This is a genomic window from Aurantiacibacter xanthus, from assembly GCF_003584015.1.
GTDB classification, from domain to species: domain Bacteria; phylum Pseudomonadota; class Alphaproteobacteria; order Sphingomonadales; family Sphingomonadaceae; genus Alteraurantiacibacter; species Alteraurantiacibacter xanthus.
The window spans coordinates 18318-34348 of the sequence record NZ_QXFM01000144.1 but is presented as its reverse complement, the minus strand read 5'-3'; the positions used below and the strand labels follow the sequence as shown (position 1 = coordinate 34348).

At 65.1% G+C, this 16031-nt stretch carries 15 protein-coding genes; 10 read left to right on the top strand and 5 right to left on the bottom strand.

Features of this window, described 5'->3' with window-relative positions:
• Positions 1-24 precede the first annotated feature (24 nt).
• From D2V17_RS19680 to D2V17_RS19665, 5 genes are all read left to right on the top strand, one after another.
• Positions 25-1080, top strand: coding sequence for a sugar phosphate isomerase/epimerase family protein (locus D2V17_RS19680; RefSeq protein ID WP_119594844.1), 1056 nt, complete (start codon positions 25-27; stop codon positions 1078-1080).
• A gap of 344 nt (positions 1081-1424) precedes the next feature.
• Positions 1425-3824, top strand: a complete 2400-nt coding sequence (locus D2V17_RS19675) for a TonB-dependent receptor (protein ID WP_191229318.1) — start codon at positions 1425-1427, stop codon at positions 3822-3824.
• 109 nt (positions 3825-3933) lie between these two features.
• Positions 3934-5118, top strand: coding sequence for an MFS transporter (locus D2V17_RS19670; protein ID WP_119594842.1), 1185 nt, complete (start codon positions 3934-3936; stop codon positions 5116-5118).
• Positions 5115-5342: a hypothetical protein gene (locus tag D2V17_RS21065; protein ID WP_147367486.1), complete on the top strand. Its 228-nt coding sequence runs from the start codon at positions 5115-5117 to the stop codon at positions 5340-5342. Before D2V17_RS19670 ends, D2V17_RS21065 begins: the two co-directional genes overlap by 4 nt.
• Positions 5343-5406: 64 nt before the next feature.
• Positions 5407-5850, top strand: a complete 444-nt coding sequence (locus D2V17_RS19665) for a MarR family winged helix-turn-helix transcriptional regulator (protein ID WP_191229316.1) — start codon at positions 5407-5409, stop codon at positions 5848-5850.
• A 26-nt stretch (positions 5851-5876) separates the two neighbouring features.
• On the opposite strand, the gene D2V17_RS19660 is transcribed toward D2V17_RS19665, so the two are convergent.
• From D2V17_RS19660 to D2V17_RS19640, 5 genes are all read right to left on the bottom strand, one after another.
• Positions 5877-6377 (bottom strand): nuclear transport factor 2 family protein, encoded by a 501-nt coding sequence (locus tag D2V17_RS19660; protein WP_119594840.1) that lies wholly within the window; start codon positions 6375-6377, stop codon positions 5877-5879.
• Positions 6374-7312 carry an SDR family oxidoreductase gene (locus D2V17_RS19655; protein ID WP_119594839.1) on the bottom strand — a complete coding sequence of 313 codons (939 nt, stop codon included), beginning with the start codon at positions 7310-7312 and terminating at the stop codon, positions 6374-6376. The genes D2V17_RS19660 and D2V17_RS19655 overlap by 4 nt, the downstream gene beginning before the upstream one ends.
• A 23-nt stretch (positions 7313-7335) precedes the next feature.
• Complete coding sequence (gene nov2, locus D2V17_RS19650; RefSeq protein ID WP_119594838.1) at positions 7336-8826, bottom strand: lignostilbene-alpha,beta-dioxygenase NOV2; 1491 nt, start codon at positions 8824-8826, stop codon at positions 7336-7338.
• The gene (locus D2V17_RS19645; protein WP_245978832.1) at positions 8823-10496 is read right to left on the bottom strand and encodes a GMC family oxidoreductase; all 1674 of its coding nucleotides are present in this window, start codon (positions 10494-10496) and stop codon (positions 8823-8825) included. Before D2V17_RS19645 ends, nov2 begins: the two co-directional genes overlap by 4 nt.
• A 141-nt stretch (positions 10497-10637) precedes the next feature.
• The gene (locus D2V17_RS19640; RefSeq protein ID WP_119594836.1) at positions 10638-11135 is read right to left on the bottom strand and encodes a MarR family winged helix-turn-helix transcriptional regulator; all 498 of its coding nucleotides are present in this window, start codon (positions 11133-11135) and stop codon (positions 10638-10640) included.
• A 255-nt stretch (positions 11136-11390) separates the two neighbouring features.
• Between D2V17_RS19640 and D2V17_RS19635 the strand changes: the two genes are divergently transcribed.
• From D2V17_RS19635 to D2V17_RS19615, 5 genes are all read left to right on the top strand, one after another.
• Positions 11391-11801, top strand: coding sequence for a nuclear transport factor 2 family protein (locus tag D2V17_RS19635; protein ID WP_191229315.1), 411 nt, complete (start codon positions 11391-11393; stop codon positions 11799-11801).
• A gap of 45 nt (positions 11802-11846) precedes the next feature.
• Entirely contained in the window at positions 11847-12371 is a 525-nt protein-coding gene (locus tag D2V17_RS19630) for a DUF3237 domain-containing protein (protein ID WP_119594834.1), read from the top strand.
• A 36-nt stretch (positions 12372-12407) separates the two neighbouring features.
• Entirely contained in the window at positions 12408-13292 is an 885-nt protein-coding gene (locus D2V17_RS19625; protein ID WP_119594833.1) for a DUF8021 domain-containing protein, read from the top strand.
• Positions 13289-14476, top strand: coding sequence for an MFS transporter (locus D2V17_RS19620; protein WP_147367484.1), 1188 nt, complete (start codon positions 13289-13291; stop codon positions 14474-14476). Before D2V17_RS19625 ends, D2V17_RS19620 begins: the two co-directional genes overlap by 4 nt.
• A 79-nt stretch (positions 14477-14555) precedes the next feature.
• Entirely contained in the window at positions 14556-16028 is a 1473-nt protein-coding gene (locus D2V17_RS19615) for an aldehyde dehydrogenase (protein WP_119594831.1), read from the top strand.
• Positions 16029-16031 lie beyond the last annotated feature (3 nt).

Genomic DNA, 16031 nt, shown 5'->3' with positions numbered 1-16031 from the left:
CGGAAAGCAGTTCGGAGAGAAATTATGAAGACCATCAAGGGACCAGCCATCTTCCTCGCCCAGTTCGCGGGTGACAAGGCGCCGTTCAATTCGCTCGATGCGATCTGCCAGTGGGTTGGTTCGCTCGGTTACAAAGGCATCCAGATCCCCAGCTGGGACGCGCGGCTGTTCGATCTCGACAAGGCCGCCAGCAGCAAGGACTATTGCGACGAGGTGGCGGGCGTGGCCGCATCGCATGGCCTCACGATCACCGAGCTGTCGACACACCTGCAAGGCCAGCTTGTCGCCGTCCACCCCGCCTATGACGCCCAGTTCGACGGCTTTGCCGCCGAGCACGTGCGCGGCAACCCCAGGGCACGGCAGGAATGGGCGGTCGATCAGGTGAAGAAGGCGGGTACGGCCAGCCAGCACCTGGGCCTCAATGCCCATGCCAGCTTCTCGGGCGCGCTCGCATGGCCCTATATCTACCCCTGGCCGCAGCGGCCCGCCGGCCTCGTCGAAGATGCCTTCGACGAACTGGCGCGTCGGTGGAGGCCGATCCTCGATCACTTCGACGAGTGCGGGGTGGACATCGCCTATGAGATCCACCCCGGCGAAGACCTGCACGACGGTGTGACCTACGAGATGTTCCTCGAACGCGTGGGCAACCACCCGCGCGCCAATATTCTGTACGATCCGAGCCACTTCGTGCTGCAGTGCCTCGACTATCTCGACTTCATCGACATCTATCACGAGCGCATCAAGTGCTTCCACGTGAAGGACGCCGAGTTCAATCCGACCGGCAGGCAGGGCGTTTATGGCGGATACCAGGGCTGGGTGGATCGCGCGGGCCGTTTCCGTTCGCTGGGCGATGGACAGGTCGATTTCTCGGCTATCTTCTCGAAGATGGCGCAGTACGATTTCGCCGGCTGGGCCGTGCTCGAATGGGAATGCGCGTTGAAGCATCCCGAGCAGGGCGCCGCCGAAGGCGCGCCGTTTATCGCCGATCACATCATCCGCGTGACCGAAACTGCCTTCGATGATTTCGCCGCCGGCGGGGCTGACCGCGATCTCAACAGGCGGATCATGGGAATCGACTGAGGGCTGGCGCCGGGCTGCACTGGCTCCAGCCCGGCGGCTTGCCATAGTTGCAGCGTTCGCGCCTGCGCGTTGTGCTCTCGGGTTCGGGGAGCGCGAAGGGCTGTGCTTTGCAATCGCGCCGGGTGCCTGGCGGATCGTGCTGATGGCCTTTGCCGAGGGCATGCCGCCCCGATCGCCCGCGCCAATGCTGCGCCCACGATAATGCCGTGCCCACGATGGGCCACCGACAGCCGGGCCTGAGCCCAAGCGATGAGCGAGCATCATCGATTTCCGCTTGCGAGGTTGCCCAATCTCTCTATGTAACGTGACATAACATAATGACGTGTAACTGTGGGAGATGTGCCATGAAAATCTCGATGAGAGGTCTGTCCAGTCTTGCGCTCGCCGTTGCCATTTCCGGCGGCTGGGCGACGGCTGGCTGGGCTCAGCAAGCAGCAGGCGAAGGCGGCGAGGGCGCGCGCGCCTCGACCGATGAGATCATCGTTACCGCGCAGGGGCGCGAGCAGCGGTTGCAGGATGTGCCGGTGGCCGTCTCGGTCGTCTCCGGCGAAACGCTGGCCGAGCAGGGTATCCGCTCGTTGCAGGATGTTTCGCAGCGCCTCGGTAACGTGAAGATTACGCAGGGCACGCAGGTCAATTCGATCAATATCCGCGGCGTCGGATCGGGCGAGAACCCCGGTTTCGAGCAGGCCGTGGCCACCTTCTCCGACGGTGTTTACCGCAGCCGCTCGCGCGCATCGGTGGCGGCGCTGTTCGATATCGAGCGGCTGGAAGTCCTCAAGGGGCCGCAGGGAACCTTCTTCGGCGCCAATGCCAGCGCGGGCGCGCTCTCCATCACCACCCGCAAGCCGGATGGCACCTTCGACTGGAACGCCAGCGGGCTCTACGCCACCGATGGCGAGTACAGCTTCGAAGCCGGGGTCAGCGTTCCGCTGGGCGAGACGCTCAGTGGCCGTATCGCGGGCCGCGCCTCGGGTACCAATGGCTGGGTGGAGCTGGCCAACGGCGGGGATGCTCCGCACGATGACAGCTTGCAGGGCCGCGTGTCGCTCAGGTGGGAGCCGAGCGCGAACTGGCGCACCGACTTCCGCTTCGACATCGCCCAGAGCCGGACCGACGACAATGCGGCCTTTCAGCTCCTGAACTGTCCGCCGCCGCCGGGTTTCCCGATGTCGGCGGTCTGCGGCCAGATCCTTGCCGCGAACGACAAGACCTTCGGCAGCGAACTCGATTTCGTCAGCGAGGGCGTGCCCAGTTTTCAGGACTTCGACTTCCACGAAGCGGCCCTGACCAACAGCCTCGATACAGGCGCGGGCACGGTCCGCTCGATCACCGCCTATAACTGGATGAAGGTGGATTCCGAGCTCAGTCTGGTCCCGGCCTTCTATCCCACGGCCGTGGGCGGCAATGTCGGCTTCCCGATCTCGCAGAACGAGCGCTACCGCTTCTTCAGTCAGGAGCTGCGGTATGAATCGGAAACCGGCGGCACCTTCGAATATCTGTTTGGCGGATATTACCAGCACGCCAGGCTGCAATTCGGCGGGCTTTCCAATTTCTACTTCCTGCCGTTCGGGGCCGTGATCGAGAACGCGCTGGCGGTCGATTTCCCCAACATCACGCCATCCACCCCGTTGGCGAGCGGTTATACCTCGACCCAGAGCGAGGACACCTTCTCGGCCTTTGCCGCTGTAACCATCCGCCCGACCGACAACCTGCGGATCAACCTCGGCGCGCGCTATTCGCGGGTGTCGAAGGATGGCACGCGCGACCTCACGGCGGGAACGTCGCTCAACGGCGATCCGGCATCCTATGTGCCCTTCGACAATGGCACGGCCTTTTCGGGCACCATCGGCGCGCCGATCACGGGCAGCGTCGCCTTCTGCGCCATCATCGGCTGCGCGCTGGGCGACTTCCCGGTGAGCGAGATCACCGACGATGCGTTCATGCCCTCTGTCAGCCTGCAATACGATGTCTCGCCGGATGCGATGGTCTACGCCAAGTATTCGCGCGGCTTCAAGGCGGGCGGCTTCAGCGCCAACAGCGCGGCTGACGTGTTCGGCCCGGAAACGGTCGATGCCTATGAGGCGGGCATCAAGGGATCGCTGGCGGGCAACGTGGTGACATACAGTCTGGCGGCCTTCCGCATGGACTATCAGGGTCTGCAGGAGACCGTCTTCGATTCCAACGCTGCGGCCAGCGTCAGCAACGTGGCCGAGGCGCGCTCGCAGGGCGTCGAGCTTGGGCTTGGCCTGCGGGCTTCGGACTGGCTGCGGCTGAATGCCGACGTCGCCTATCTGGACTCGGTCTATCGCAACTATCCCAATGCCGAATGCACGAAGCTGGAGATCGCGAATACGCCGCGGGGGCAAACCTGTGTGCAGGACCTGTCCGGCTCGCCGCGCAGCTATGCCCCTGAGTGGAGCGGGGCGGTCGGGGCCGAGCTGATGCTCCCGGTCAGCAGCGACCTCGACTTCACCGCCAACCCGGTGGTGGCGTTCAGCTCGTCCTACTTCATGACCGCGACGGGCGATCCCCTGCTGCAACAGGAGGGCTATGCCAAGATCGACCTTCGCCTCGGACTCAGCTCGCATGAAGGGGGCTGGGAGCTGGCGCTGATCGGCCGCAACCTGACCGATAAGGCGACCGCGTCCTATCGTCTGGGCGTACCGGGTGCGGACGGCAGCGTGCTGGCCATGCTTGAGCGCGGGCGGTCGGTGGCTTTGCAATTCTCGATCCGGAAGTGAGCGGGGCCTGAGCCGGTGACCCATCCAGCCTCCGTAGCGGTTGTTCTGTGGCGAGATTGCAGGCTGACCAGCTCGCAAACCTCTGCATAACCGGACTTCGTTCTTGGCTATGACCCGCAACAGTTGGCGGCTGATGCTCGGCATCTACCTGTTCGGGGTCTGCGGTACCTCGTCGGTCTCGAAGATCGTGCCGCTTGCCGGCGACTTTGCAGGCGCCTTTGCCTTCGGGGCGGGGACCTTCGGGCTGTTCGTCTCGATCTTTGCGTTTCCGGCGGTGGTGCTGGCGTTGACGAGCGCGCTGGTCGTCGAACGCTTCGGATCGCGGACAGTCCTGATCGCGGCCGCCGGCACCGGAGTGCTGACAAACGCCGTGTTTTACCTTGCCGACGATGTCGCGCTGTTCTGGGCGGCACGGCTGCTGGAGGGCGTCGCCGTTGTCCACGTCTACACGGCGGCTCCGGCGTTGATGATGCGGATGATGGACGGAGCGCGCCGGACGACCGCAATGACGGTGTGGTCAAGCTATATGCCGGTCGGGACGGCGCTGGGTATGGCGATGGGAGGATGGTTTTCCGAAACCGAGAACTGGCGGATGATCTTTGCGGTGCACGGCGCGATGATGGCCATGGCCTTGCTGGTCGGATTGCGGTTGCCGCAAGCAGGGGGGCAGGGACCTGTCGGCGCGGGTCTCGCCCAACGGGTCGCGGTGTTGGGCAAGGCTGTTGTGCAGGCCGATCTGCTAGCCTATGCGCTGAGTTACCTGATCGTGATCGGGCTGGGCATCGGGATCACCTTCGCCATGCCTGCCTACCTCGCCCGGGTGGGCGGCTATTCGATGGCCGAGGCATCGGGGATCGTGGCGGCGACCACGCTCGCAATGCTGGCGGGTTCTGCCCTCGCCGGGGGCGTCTTCACCCGAGGGATCCCTGTGCAACGGGTGTTCGCCCTTGCGGCTTGCGCGGGGGTAATTGCAGGGACGTTCGCCTTCGTGCCAGGGCTCTCGCGGGGGCAGACCTATGTTGTTCTTGCCTGCTGGTTTGCGAGCAGCGGTGCCGCCATCGCGGCCTTGCTGGCGGCCCTGCCGCGGATCGCGGGCGAGGCGCGCCTGTCTGCCGGTGCCGCGCTGGTCAATCAGGCGGGTGCGCTGGCTACGCTGATCAGCCCGCCAATCTGGCTCTCGCTCGCCGCCCACAGTGGATGGGCGATCTTTGGCGCGATCCTGGCGCTGTGCTGGCTCATAGCGGTGGTGCTGGGCGCCTTCCTTGGCCGCACAACGGCGATGACATCGGCGTGACGGTCGCCTTGCGATATGATCTCTGGAAGCTCACGCATTGGCCTGCTTCGATCCTGGCCCCGCCGCTGCGGGGCGCGCTGGCGAGCAACCGCCATGAGCAACGCCTGGCCAAACAGGTCGGCTCGGCGCAAAAAAGCCGGAAAACTCTGCGAATGAGCGCTCGCTTGTTAGACAACTCCGGCATCGTTGCGCATAACCTTTTGCCGGAGGAACGCTCGTCATGATGTTCCCCCGCGCGGTTCATCGCCTAAACTCCGGATGTCAGAAACCAATACAATGACAGGGTCCATGAAAGATGTGTCCAGTCCCAACGAGGGCATGAACGACTGGCTCGGACGCCATCTGCGCAGGGCGTCCAATGCTGTCCTGAAGAACCTCAACCGCGAGTTCGAACCCTACGATTTCCGGGTCACGCTGTTCTCGGTGATGTGGCTGATCCACGAACATCCGGGCTCGTCCGGTGCCCAGCTGAGCGAATATCTGGCGGTGCCGCGTTCGAACATGGTGGTCCTGCTGCGCGAACTGGAAGCGCGCGGCCTGATCGAGCGCGGCGATGGCCCGACCAAAAGCCGGGCCCAGGCTTTTCGCCTCAGCAAGAAGGGCAAGAAGCTGATGGTGGAGCTGGAGGCGGCGCATGATCGCCACCTCGAATACGTCAATTCCAAGCTCGACCCGGAAGAGCGCCGCCTTCTCAGAAAGCTGCTGCAGCGACTGTGGCAGGAGGAGGACTGAGTTCCTCCCGCCACGCGTGGCCGCTTCTAGTCGCGCTTCACGATCAGATCGTCGGGGCGCTTGCGGGTGGCTACGCCGCCCTTGCCGGGGAAGTTCTGCAGCACCTCGCCATCCCACATGCGGATGAGGCGATTGAGGAAAAGCCATTCGCCGTCGCGCCTGACGATCTCGTCCTCGTAGTGGCCCGAAAAGCGCAGGACCATCGGCGGCTCGCCGTGCGTTTCGGTGACGAAGACGAAGGACTTCGCCTTGCACAGGTCCGGCCCCACCATCTCGTAAAGCGGCATGGTCAGGTGGTGCTGGCGGCCGGGGAAGTTCGGTGAGGACATGTAGTGACGGCCCATCGCCGCCACTCCCTCGCGGCCTTCCCAGATGTCCGGCTCCTCGAACACCTGCTCGATGCACTTGCCGTCAGGCGCGAAGGTTGCAGCCAGAGCCTCGGGATCGCCGGTGTCGAGCGCCCAGCTGTAGCGGGCGAACAGGTCCTCGATGGCGTGGCGGTCTTCGGTCGATATCCGGGTGCTCATGCGCTTTCCTTGGGCAGGGTGTTTACGAAGGCGCGCAGTTCGTCGCCGCGCCGTTCGACGAAGTGTTCGAAACTCTCGGGCGTGCGGCCCAGCAATTTGGCGGCATCGTCCGACAACACACCAAAATGCCCCGAGGCAATCGCCATTTCGAACGTCACCATATCCTCGCTGCACCAGGGGAAGCCGGCGGCGACGTTGTCATCCTGCGATTCCCTCGGCACTCCAATGGCGTCGAACATCGCGTACATTTCGTCGGGCGAGACCGATGTGAACGCGATCGGTTTGCCCGCGACCCTGCCGATGATCCGGGCGACATCCTCGAAACCGAGCAGCTCGGGCCCGGTGATGTCGTAAACGCGGTTCTCGTGCCCCGGCGTGGCCAGCACTTCGACCGCGCAATCGACGCAGTCGCTGCGGGTGATGAAGGCGATCTTGCCCCCGGCGGTTGCGGCCTGCCAGTGCCCGGCGCGCAGGGCGTTCGGCCCGGCGGCTTCGACCATGGCATCGGAATACTGGCTGTCGCGCAGGGCAGTCCAGGCGAGGCCGGATGTGCGCAGCATCTCTTCGGTGCCGCCGTGATCGCGAATGACCAGCGCGGGATTGTCGTCGGCCACCCCGATGAAGGAGGTGTAGACCACATGCTTGATTCCAGCCTCGACCGCCGCATCGATGGCATTGCGGTGCTGCGGCAGGCGCTTGCCCACGCGCGCGGTGCTGATCAGCAGCAGCTTCTCGCCCCCGGCAAAGGCCTTTCGCAGCGAGGCGGGGTCGTCGAAATCGCCCTGCCGCACCGTGCATCCGCGCGCCGCGAGGTCGGCGAGCTTGGCGGGGTTGCGCGTCATCAGGATCAGCTGGTCCGCGCCGACGCGTTCGATCAGGCGCTCGGCGGCGGCCCGCCCGTAATTTCCTGATGCTCCGGTAATTACTATTGTCATTGTTCTCTCCCTGAAAATGGCTTTCAGCTGGCCTCAGTCCGATGTGCGCGTGCCTTCGCGGCAGCTTCCAGCTCGTCTTCCGGCACCCACCAGCCGTGGATCTGCGGCCTGAGCCGGAGCGGCAGCAACACGCTGGCAATCGGCCCCCTGGCCGGATGCTCGGCTTCGAGAAAACACAGGCGCGAAGACATGTCCGCGTGATCGTCGATCACCGCTGCCAGCCAGCCTTCGTGGTCGGGGTCTTGCGCGGGGATATGGATCGGCTCGCTGATCGACTGGGTGGGGGAAAGCTGGAGCGCCTCCAGCCCGCCATTGCCCACCTCGACCCTGATAAGGGCATTGAAGCCCGCGCCGACCACGCCATGGATGTTCGGCGGCCCAAGCGAGGGGTCGAGCGTGGCATAGTAGCCGACCTGATAGGGGCGGCACTGATCCTTCGCCGCCGTGCGCGGCATATCGCCGGGCGGGCCGATCACGCGTTCGGAATAGCCGTCGTCATCCGCTGCCATGTCGAAGGTCCAGCGCACCAGCGATGCGCGCATTTGCGACATGTCGGCGTCGATCCCGGAGGCAGCGCGGATGAACGGGAAGACATTGGTGTCCATCACGTTGAGATCGAGATGGATGAGGTCGCCCTCTTCAAAGGCGTTCATGATATGGAAGCCCGAGGCACCAACCGGCCCCTTGAACCAGCGCAGGTCTGCCGGGTCGCCATAGCGCGGCATGATGCCGATCCACGTCTGCCCCTCGGGCTCGTGAATCCAGTGTGCGCCGCCCTGTTCGATCCGTTCGCGGTCTGCCGTGGTGGGGAAGATCGGAAACACCGCAAAGCGCTCGGTGACGGCGAAGTCGTGGAGCATCGAGCAGTAGGGCGCGTCGAACCACTTCTCGAACAGCAGATTGCCGTCCTTGTCAGCGACGCTGTAGGACACCGCGCGCGACGCCAGCCCGTCGGCTTCGTAGCCGAACAGGAACATCTCCTGCGTCCCGGGATCGATCCGGACATGCGCGGTCATCGTTTCGGAGCGCAGCTTGCCGCCGAAATCGTAGCGGCCGATGGTCTCGAGCGTTTCGGGGTCGATTTCGTAGGGGAGGCCGTCTTCCTTCGTCATCAGCAGGCGGCCCGCGTGCCACACCGGCGTGGTGTTGGCGACCGTGCGGTCCACGCCCTTGACCGAAGGATCGTCGGTGTAGGGATTGCGATAGGCCCCGAACAGCGCGCGCCGGGCGGTCTTCTCGGCCAGATAGCGGTCGGTTTCGACATAGCGCAGCGCGAAGTCGACTTGGTTGCCGTCGATGCGGAAGCGCCCGATCATGCCATCGCCCGACAGCATGGTGTCTTCCTTCACGAAGGGCGGGTGCGCCGGGTCGGGCACGGCGCGGAAGAAGCTGCCCTTGATCTCGTCGGGGATCGTGCCTTCGACCGGCAGGTTGGCCACCGACCATTCGATGCCGATCGGCTCGTTGAAGCCCTGAAAGTCGAAGGAATCGGGATATGTCTTCGCTGTGCTCATGGGTGTCCCTGCTCTTGGTTGAGGCTGGCTGAGGGCCGGTTGCCGATGGCGCGCAGCACGTGGTCGCTGCCTTTCTCGCCGATCATGATCGCCGTCGCGTTGGTGTTGCCAGAAGGCATGGCCGGCATGACCGAGGCATCGGCCACCCACAGGCCCTCAAGGCCCCGCACCTTCAGCTCCGGGTCGACCACCGCCATGGCGTCGCTGCCCATCTTGCAGGTGCCGATCTGGTGGTAGAAGCTGGAGACGGCTCCGCGCACATAGTCGCGCATGGCGGTGCGATCGGCGGTCTGGTGCTCTGGCGCGAGGGCGGGGCGCACTTCGCCTGTGATCGCCCCGGCAATGGCGGGTTGCTCCATGATCCGGCGCGCGAACTCGATGCCGTCGACCATCTCGTCGACGTCCTGCGGATCGCCCAGCAATTCGTGGCGGATCAGCGGGGGCAGCGCGGGGTCCGGCCCGGCCAGAGTAATGCGCCCACGGCTGCGCGGCCGCATCAGGGCAACGGCGGTGCTGACGCTGGGGCTCTTGCGCAGCCTGATCTTGCCGTCCTCGCCATAGTCGAAGGCGAGCGGGGCAAAGATCAGCTGGATATTGGGCACCGCCATCGCGCCGTTCGTGCGGACGAAGGCCTGGGCGTGGCCGATGCTGGTGGTCAGAGCGCCTTTGCGCGCGGTGAGGAAGCTCGCCAGATGGCCGAGACCGCGCAGGCCCTGAACCTCGGCATTCAGCGTGCGGCCTTCGGCTTCGTTGACCAGGTGGGTGCCCGGATGATCCTGCAGGTTCTGCCCCACGCCGGGCAGGTCATGGACGACCTCGATACCGCTTGCCTTCAGTTGCGCGGCCTCACCAATGCCCGACAGCATCAGCAGACGTGGGCTGTTCATCGTGCCAGCGCAGACCACGACGCCGCGCCGGGCGCTGATCCGCCGGATCGTGCCATCCTCGCCGGTGATTTCGACGCCGGTTGCACGGCGGTTTTCGACGATGATCCGGTTGACCCGGCTGTGCAGCTGAAGCGTGAGCGAGGCGCGGTTCAGATTGGGCCAGATATAGGCGACTGCCGTCGAATGGCGCATGCCCTTGCGCTGCGAGACCTGCACGAAGTCGACTCCCTCGGCGAGCCCGCCGTTGAGGTCGGGACTGCGGGGGACACCGGCCTGTACCGCCGCCTCGATCCACGCATCGGTGAGCGGGTAGCGGGCACGGCCTTCCGATACGCTGAGCGGACCCTCGCCGCCGCGATAGGCGTCGGCACCGCGCTCGTTCGTTTCCATCCGGCGGAAATAGGGCAGCACGGATTGGTAGTTCCATCCGGTCGCGCCCAGATCGTGCCAGCTGTCGTAATCGTGCCGGTGGCCGCGGATGAACATCATCCCGTTGATCGCACTGCCGCCGCCCAGCACCTTGGCTGCGGGCCATGTGTCGGCGCGTCCGCCGATGGAGGCATCGGGCTCGACCGGGAAACACCAGTCGAACTCGGGATTGAGCACGGCGTTGACGTTGGCGGCGGGCACCCGCGTGAACGGATGCTTGTCCGACCGGCCTGCCTCAAGCAGCAGGACCGACAAGTCCTCACGCTCCGACAGCCGCGCGGCCATGGCGCAACCGGCAGAGCCGCCGCCCACCACGATCAGGTCGTAAGCATCACCGTCGGTAATCCTGCTCACCAGCATTCACCAGCGATGTTACGGGTCGTAACATTGCCCATCGCAGCAGCCTCTCCATTTTGTTATATGTAACAAATGGTATAATAGCCGCTCATCGGGACTGTCAAGCTGCGACCTCGCGATGGGCCGCTGGAATGCGCGTCAGGGGCTGTGCCAGGGCCATTCGACCGCGCGTTTGCTCATCTTGTCGAGCACCGACTGCAACACGATCCGCTCGGCCACGGTCAGGTCGGCAAACACCTGTGCTGCGATCGACTCGAACTCAGGTGCCATGCTCAGCAGCGCCTGCTTGCCCTTGTCGCTGAGCGAATAGGGTCTGCGCCGCCGGTTGCTGGTGTCGGGCACCTCCACCAGCCAGCCCAGATCGTCGAGTATCCTCAGCGCGCGGCTGACGTTCATACGGGGGATACTGAGCAGCCGCGCCAGATGGGCGCCCGTCGCGCATTGCTCGCCGGCGATGCTCAGCAGGATGCGCAGTTCGTTGAGGCCGATGCGCTCGGGCGTGGCCACGCCCTCCAGCATCGGACGGTCCAGCAGGGTGCCGAATTTCAGCACGCCGATCAGCAGCCGGACCTGGTCCGAAAAGTAGTCGAACGCTTCGGTGCCGGGTTCGCAGGTCGCGGAAAATTTCTCGGACAATGGGTGCCTCCAAGCTTCGGGCGACTGATGGTTGCGGCGACGAAAGTCAATTGCGTGGGGAGGCGGAGGGCCTGCTTTCAGGCGCGGCGGCTCTTGCGCATAAGTATCATATGGTACATACACTGGCAAAAATAAGCAGAATTGCTGTTTCAAGGAGAGGCCATAATGACCCTGTTACGGGTGCCGTTAGCCGTTGCAATTGGTGCAATCGGCCTGTCGGCTACTGTTTCGTCGGCCTCGGAAAGGGAGGAACCGATGCAACAGCCAGGTAAGACCAGCCAGACCGAGCAGGAACGCAATGTCGCAATCGTTCTGGCGATGTGGGAAGGCGTCATTCGCAATGGCGATAGGGAGGCGGCGCTGCGCTATGTCCATCCCGACTACATCCAGCACAATGTGAACATGCCCTCGGGCCGCGACGCGCTGTTGCGGCTGGCCGACATCGTGAAGGACCCGCCCGAGGGCTTTCCCGTCCCCGGCTACAAGACCGTGCTCTACACGATGGCGCAGGACGACCGGGTGATCGTGATCTGGGACCAGCCGCAGCGCGATCCGGAAAACCCCGAGGAGACCTATGTCGGGCAGGCGTTCGACATGTTCCGCCTCGAAGACGGGCTGATCGTCGAACACTGGGACGATACCCGCAAGACGAAGCCGTGGATGTGACCGCGCGCCGCATCTGCCCGTTCGCTCTGACTGCGAGGTTTCGCCATGGATGACGGTTTCTCCGGCCCCTTTGCCAGCACGTCGCTGCGTGACCGGCCCCACCTCGAACCGGTCTTTGCGATCCGCCTCCGGTTCGAGCGGATTCAGGACTTCGGCGCCTTGCCCAGCGGCGGTGCGCGCGGGGCGGTCTATATCGATGACGGTACGATCGAGGGGCCGATGCTCAAGGGCAGGGCGGTGCCCAACAGCGGCGGCGACTATGCCCTGTTCCGGCCCGATGGCGTGATTTCGTTCGATTCGGTCTATGCCCTTGAGGCGGATGACGGCACAGCGATCCTCATGCGCAACCGCGGCTATCTGTGGGGGCGCAAGCCGGGCGTGATGGCACGCATCCGCCAGTGGGTGACGGCCGATGGCCCGCCGGTGGACTATGCCGACTATTACCTGCGCGCCTTCCCGACCTTCGAATGCCCCTCCGGACCGCACGAGTGGCTGACCCGGCACGTGATCGTCGGCATCGGCGAGCGGCAGGGGGACGGCAACCTGATACGTTATTTCGCGCTCACCTGATCCATCGCCAGCGAGGCCCTCTTCGTGAACCAGCCGATGACAAATGCCCTGCCCTCCGGCCTCGACCGCACCGCGCTCTATGCCGTGCTCGACAGCTATCTTGCCGCGCTCAAGGCGCGCGATCCCTCGCGGGTTTCGTGGGGCGAGACTGTGCGGAACAGCGAGAACAACGTCGCGCTGATGCTGGGCGACGGCTTGTGGAACACGATCACCGATCTCGGCCCCTACGATCTTCGCTTTGCCGATCCGCTGACCGGGCAGGTGGGCCTGTTCACCACGGTGACCGAAACGGACGACCTGTCCGCTTGCTCGCTGCGCCTCGGAGTGGATCGCAAGGGCCGGATCGTCGAGGTCGAGACGATTGTCGTGCGGCAGCTCGACTCGGGCATCCGGTTCGAACCGCAGGCCTTCGAGCGCAAGCCGGTGATGGAGGAGATCGTTCCGCCATCTGCGCGGGTTTCGCGCGAACGGATGATCGCTCTGGCCGATGGCTATTTCAGCACGCTGGAGCGTAACGACGGGACGATCCTCACCCGCATCCATCCCGAGTGCAACCGCATCGAAAACGGCTTGCAGACCACCAACAACCCGGAGTTCTTCACTTCGGTTGCCCATCTCGGGTGCGAGGATCAGCTGAGGCTCGGCAACTACATTTACGATGATCGTCTGCGCGCGCGGCACTATCCGCTGGTCGACGAGGAACGGGGTCTGGTGCTGGCCACGGCCTTCATCGACCACAGCGGCAGGATCGGCGACTACACGCTGACCGACGGCACCAAGGTGACCTCGCCGCTGCGCCGCCCGCACAGCTTCTACATGCTCGAACTGTTCAAGATCCGCCACGGCATGATCGAGCAGATCGAGGCCAATTTCATCACCGTGCCCTATCACATGCCCACCCCGTGGGACGCCTGGCGGTGACAGCGCGCACGCCGCTGCTCCCCTTGGCAATCTGCGCCGCGATCATGCTGCTCGACGGGATCGACCTTGCGGCCATGCCGCTGGCGCTGCCGCATGTCGCTGCCGAGTGGAGCGTCGCCCCGGAGCGGCTCGGCTTCGTGCTGTCGGCGGTGCTGATCGGGCTGGGGGCGGGGGCCTTCCTGCTCGCGCCTTATGGCGACAAATACGGCCGCCGGGTGATGATCGTCTCGGGGCTTGGCCTGCTCGCCGTCAGCACGCTGGGCACGGCCTTGTCGGGTTCGATCACCGCTTTGTTCGTCTGGCGGTTTGCCACGGGTCTGGGTCTGGGGATTTGCCTGCCGAATGTGACCGCGATGACGGCGGAAATCGCGCCGCGCCACTTTCGCGCCGGGGCCATGACGGCGATTTCCTGCGCGGTTCCCGTCGGCGGGCTGCTGGCGGGGCTCATCGCTCCGGTGCTGGTGGAGCGGTGGGGCTGGCATAGCCTGTTCGTCGGCCCCGCGATCCTGACCGGGCTGCTGGTTCTCGCAGCCCTGCTGTGGCTGCCATCGTCGCAGCATGCGCAGGACGCGCCGCCCGTCACCCGCGCGCCGATGCTGGCGCCGCTGACCCGCCCTTACTGGCGGGCGAGTGCGGTCTTTATCGGGCTCTACACCACCAATGCGCTGGTGCTCTATCTGCTCTCCAGCTGGTTGCCGGCGATCCTGCCCGATGTCGGGTTCACGCTGGCCGATGCCGCGCGGCTCACGGCATTCACGCAGGCGGGCGGACTGATCGGAGGGCTGGGGCTGGCCTTCTTCCTCGACCGGGGGAAGACCGTGGCCACGCTGCTTGCCGCCTATGCCGCCGCGATTGCCGCGCTGGTGGCGATTGGCTTTGTCGCGCCGCAATTCTGGGTCTGGGCGGCGGCGATGGTGGTCGTCGGTCTTGGCTCTTCGGGCACGCATCTGGCGCTGATGGCGGTGGGGGCATCGTTCTATCCTCCGGCGATGCTCAGCACCGCGATCGGTCTGGCGGTGGCCGTGGCGAGGGTGGGCGCTGTTGCCGGGCCGCTGGTGGGCGCGGCATTGCTGGGCTGGGGGTTCGACGTGCAGCAATTCCTGCTCGCGGCGACCGTGCCGCTGGCGCTTTGTGCTCTGGGCGTGTTGCTGGTTCCCACGGTGCGAAAGCCTGCCGAGCCATGATCCGCGCTTTTGCTCCATGCGTTATATTACGTCACGTCATTAATCTTGATGGCCAAGGTTAGGCCGGGAAGGAATTGCTGTGCTGCCCGCGAACATTGCTCTCAAACATCCCGATCGCGTCTTTATCGACGACCTCTGGGTCGAACCGACATCGGACAAGGTGCTCAAGCTGGTCGATCCGGCGAGCGAAGAGGTCGTGGGCGAGATTGCCGAGGCCAGTGCCGCCGATATGGACCGCGCCGTTGCCGCCGCACGCAAGGCCTTCGACCACGGCCCGTGGCCGCAGATGCCGGTGGCCGAGCGCGTGGCGCTGATCGAGGCGATGGCCGACATTCTTGAGCAGCGCCACGGCGAACTGGCCGAAGCCTGGACGTCGCAGGTCGGCGGGCTCGCCTCGTTCGCGCCGGTCATGGTCGGTGGCGGGACGATGACGCTGCGGCACATCGCGGGCATGGCGCGGGAGTTCGCCTTTGTCGAACAGCGTCCGGCAATGATGACCAAGGCCGCCATCGTCGCGCACGAGCCGGTGGGCGTGGTGGCGGCAATCGCGCCGTGGAATGCGCCCTATCAGATCATGATCGGCAAGGTCGGCTGCGCTCTGGCGGCGGGCTGCACGGTGATCATGAAGCCATCGCCCGAAACGCCCATAGAGGCCTATATCATCGCCGAAGCTGCGGAAGAGGCAGGGCTGCCTCCGGGCGTGCTCAACCTCGTGTGCGGCGACCGGGAGGCCTCGGACAGCCTCATCTGCGATGCGCGCGTCGACAAGGTGGCCTTCACCGGCTCGACCGGCGTCGGCAAGCGCATCGCCACCGTCTGCGGCGAGCGGATCGGGCGCTACACGCTCGAACTGGGCGGCAAGTCCGCCGCGCTGCTGCTTGACGATTTCCCGACCGGGCAGGCGGCGGAAATTCTCGGCAATACGATCACCATGATGAGCGGGCAGGTCTGCGCCATGCTCAGCCGGGTCATCGTCCCGCAGCACCGTCATGACGAACTGGCCGAGGCGATCAAGGCGGTGATGGAGCGGGTGACGATTGGTGCTCCGCGCGATCCCGCCACGCAGCTCGGCCCGCTGGCGATGAAGCGCCAGCTCGACCGCGTGCTGGGCTATGTCGAAGAGGGCAAGGCGCAGGCCGATCTCGTGACCGGCGGCCAGCGCCCGGCGCATATGGGCAAGGGCTTTTATGTCGAGCCGACCCTGTTCGCCAATGTCGATAACCAGAGCCGCATCGCGCAGGAGGAAATCTTCGGCCCGGTCCTCTGCCTGATCCCGGCGAAGGACGAGGAGGATGCCATCCGGCTCGCGAACGAAAGCCACTATGGTCTGAACGGCGCGGTGCTCACCAATGATCCGAACGCGGCCTATCGCGTCGGTCGGCGGCTGCGCACGGGCGGGGTGGGGCAGAACGGCATGAAGCTGGAATTCACCGTTCCGTTCGGCGGGTTCAAGCAATCGGGCATTGGCCGCGAGGGCGGGCTCGAGGGGCTGCTCGGCTACACCGAGAGCAAGACCCTGCTGCTCGACGGCCTGCCCGACCAGTTCGCCTAGGAA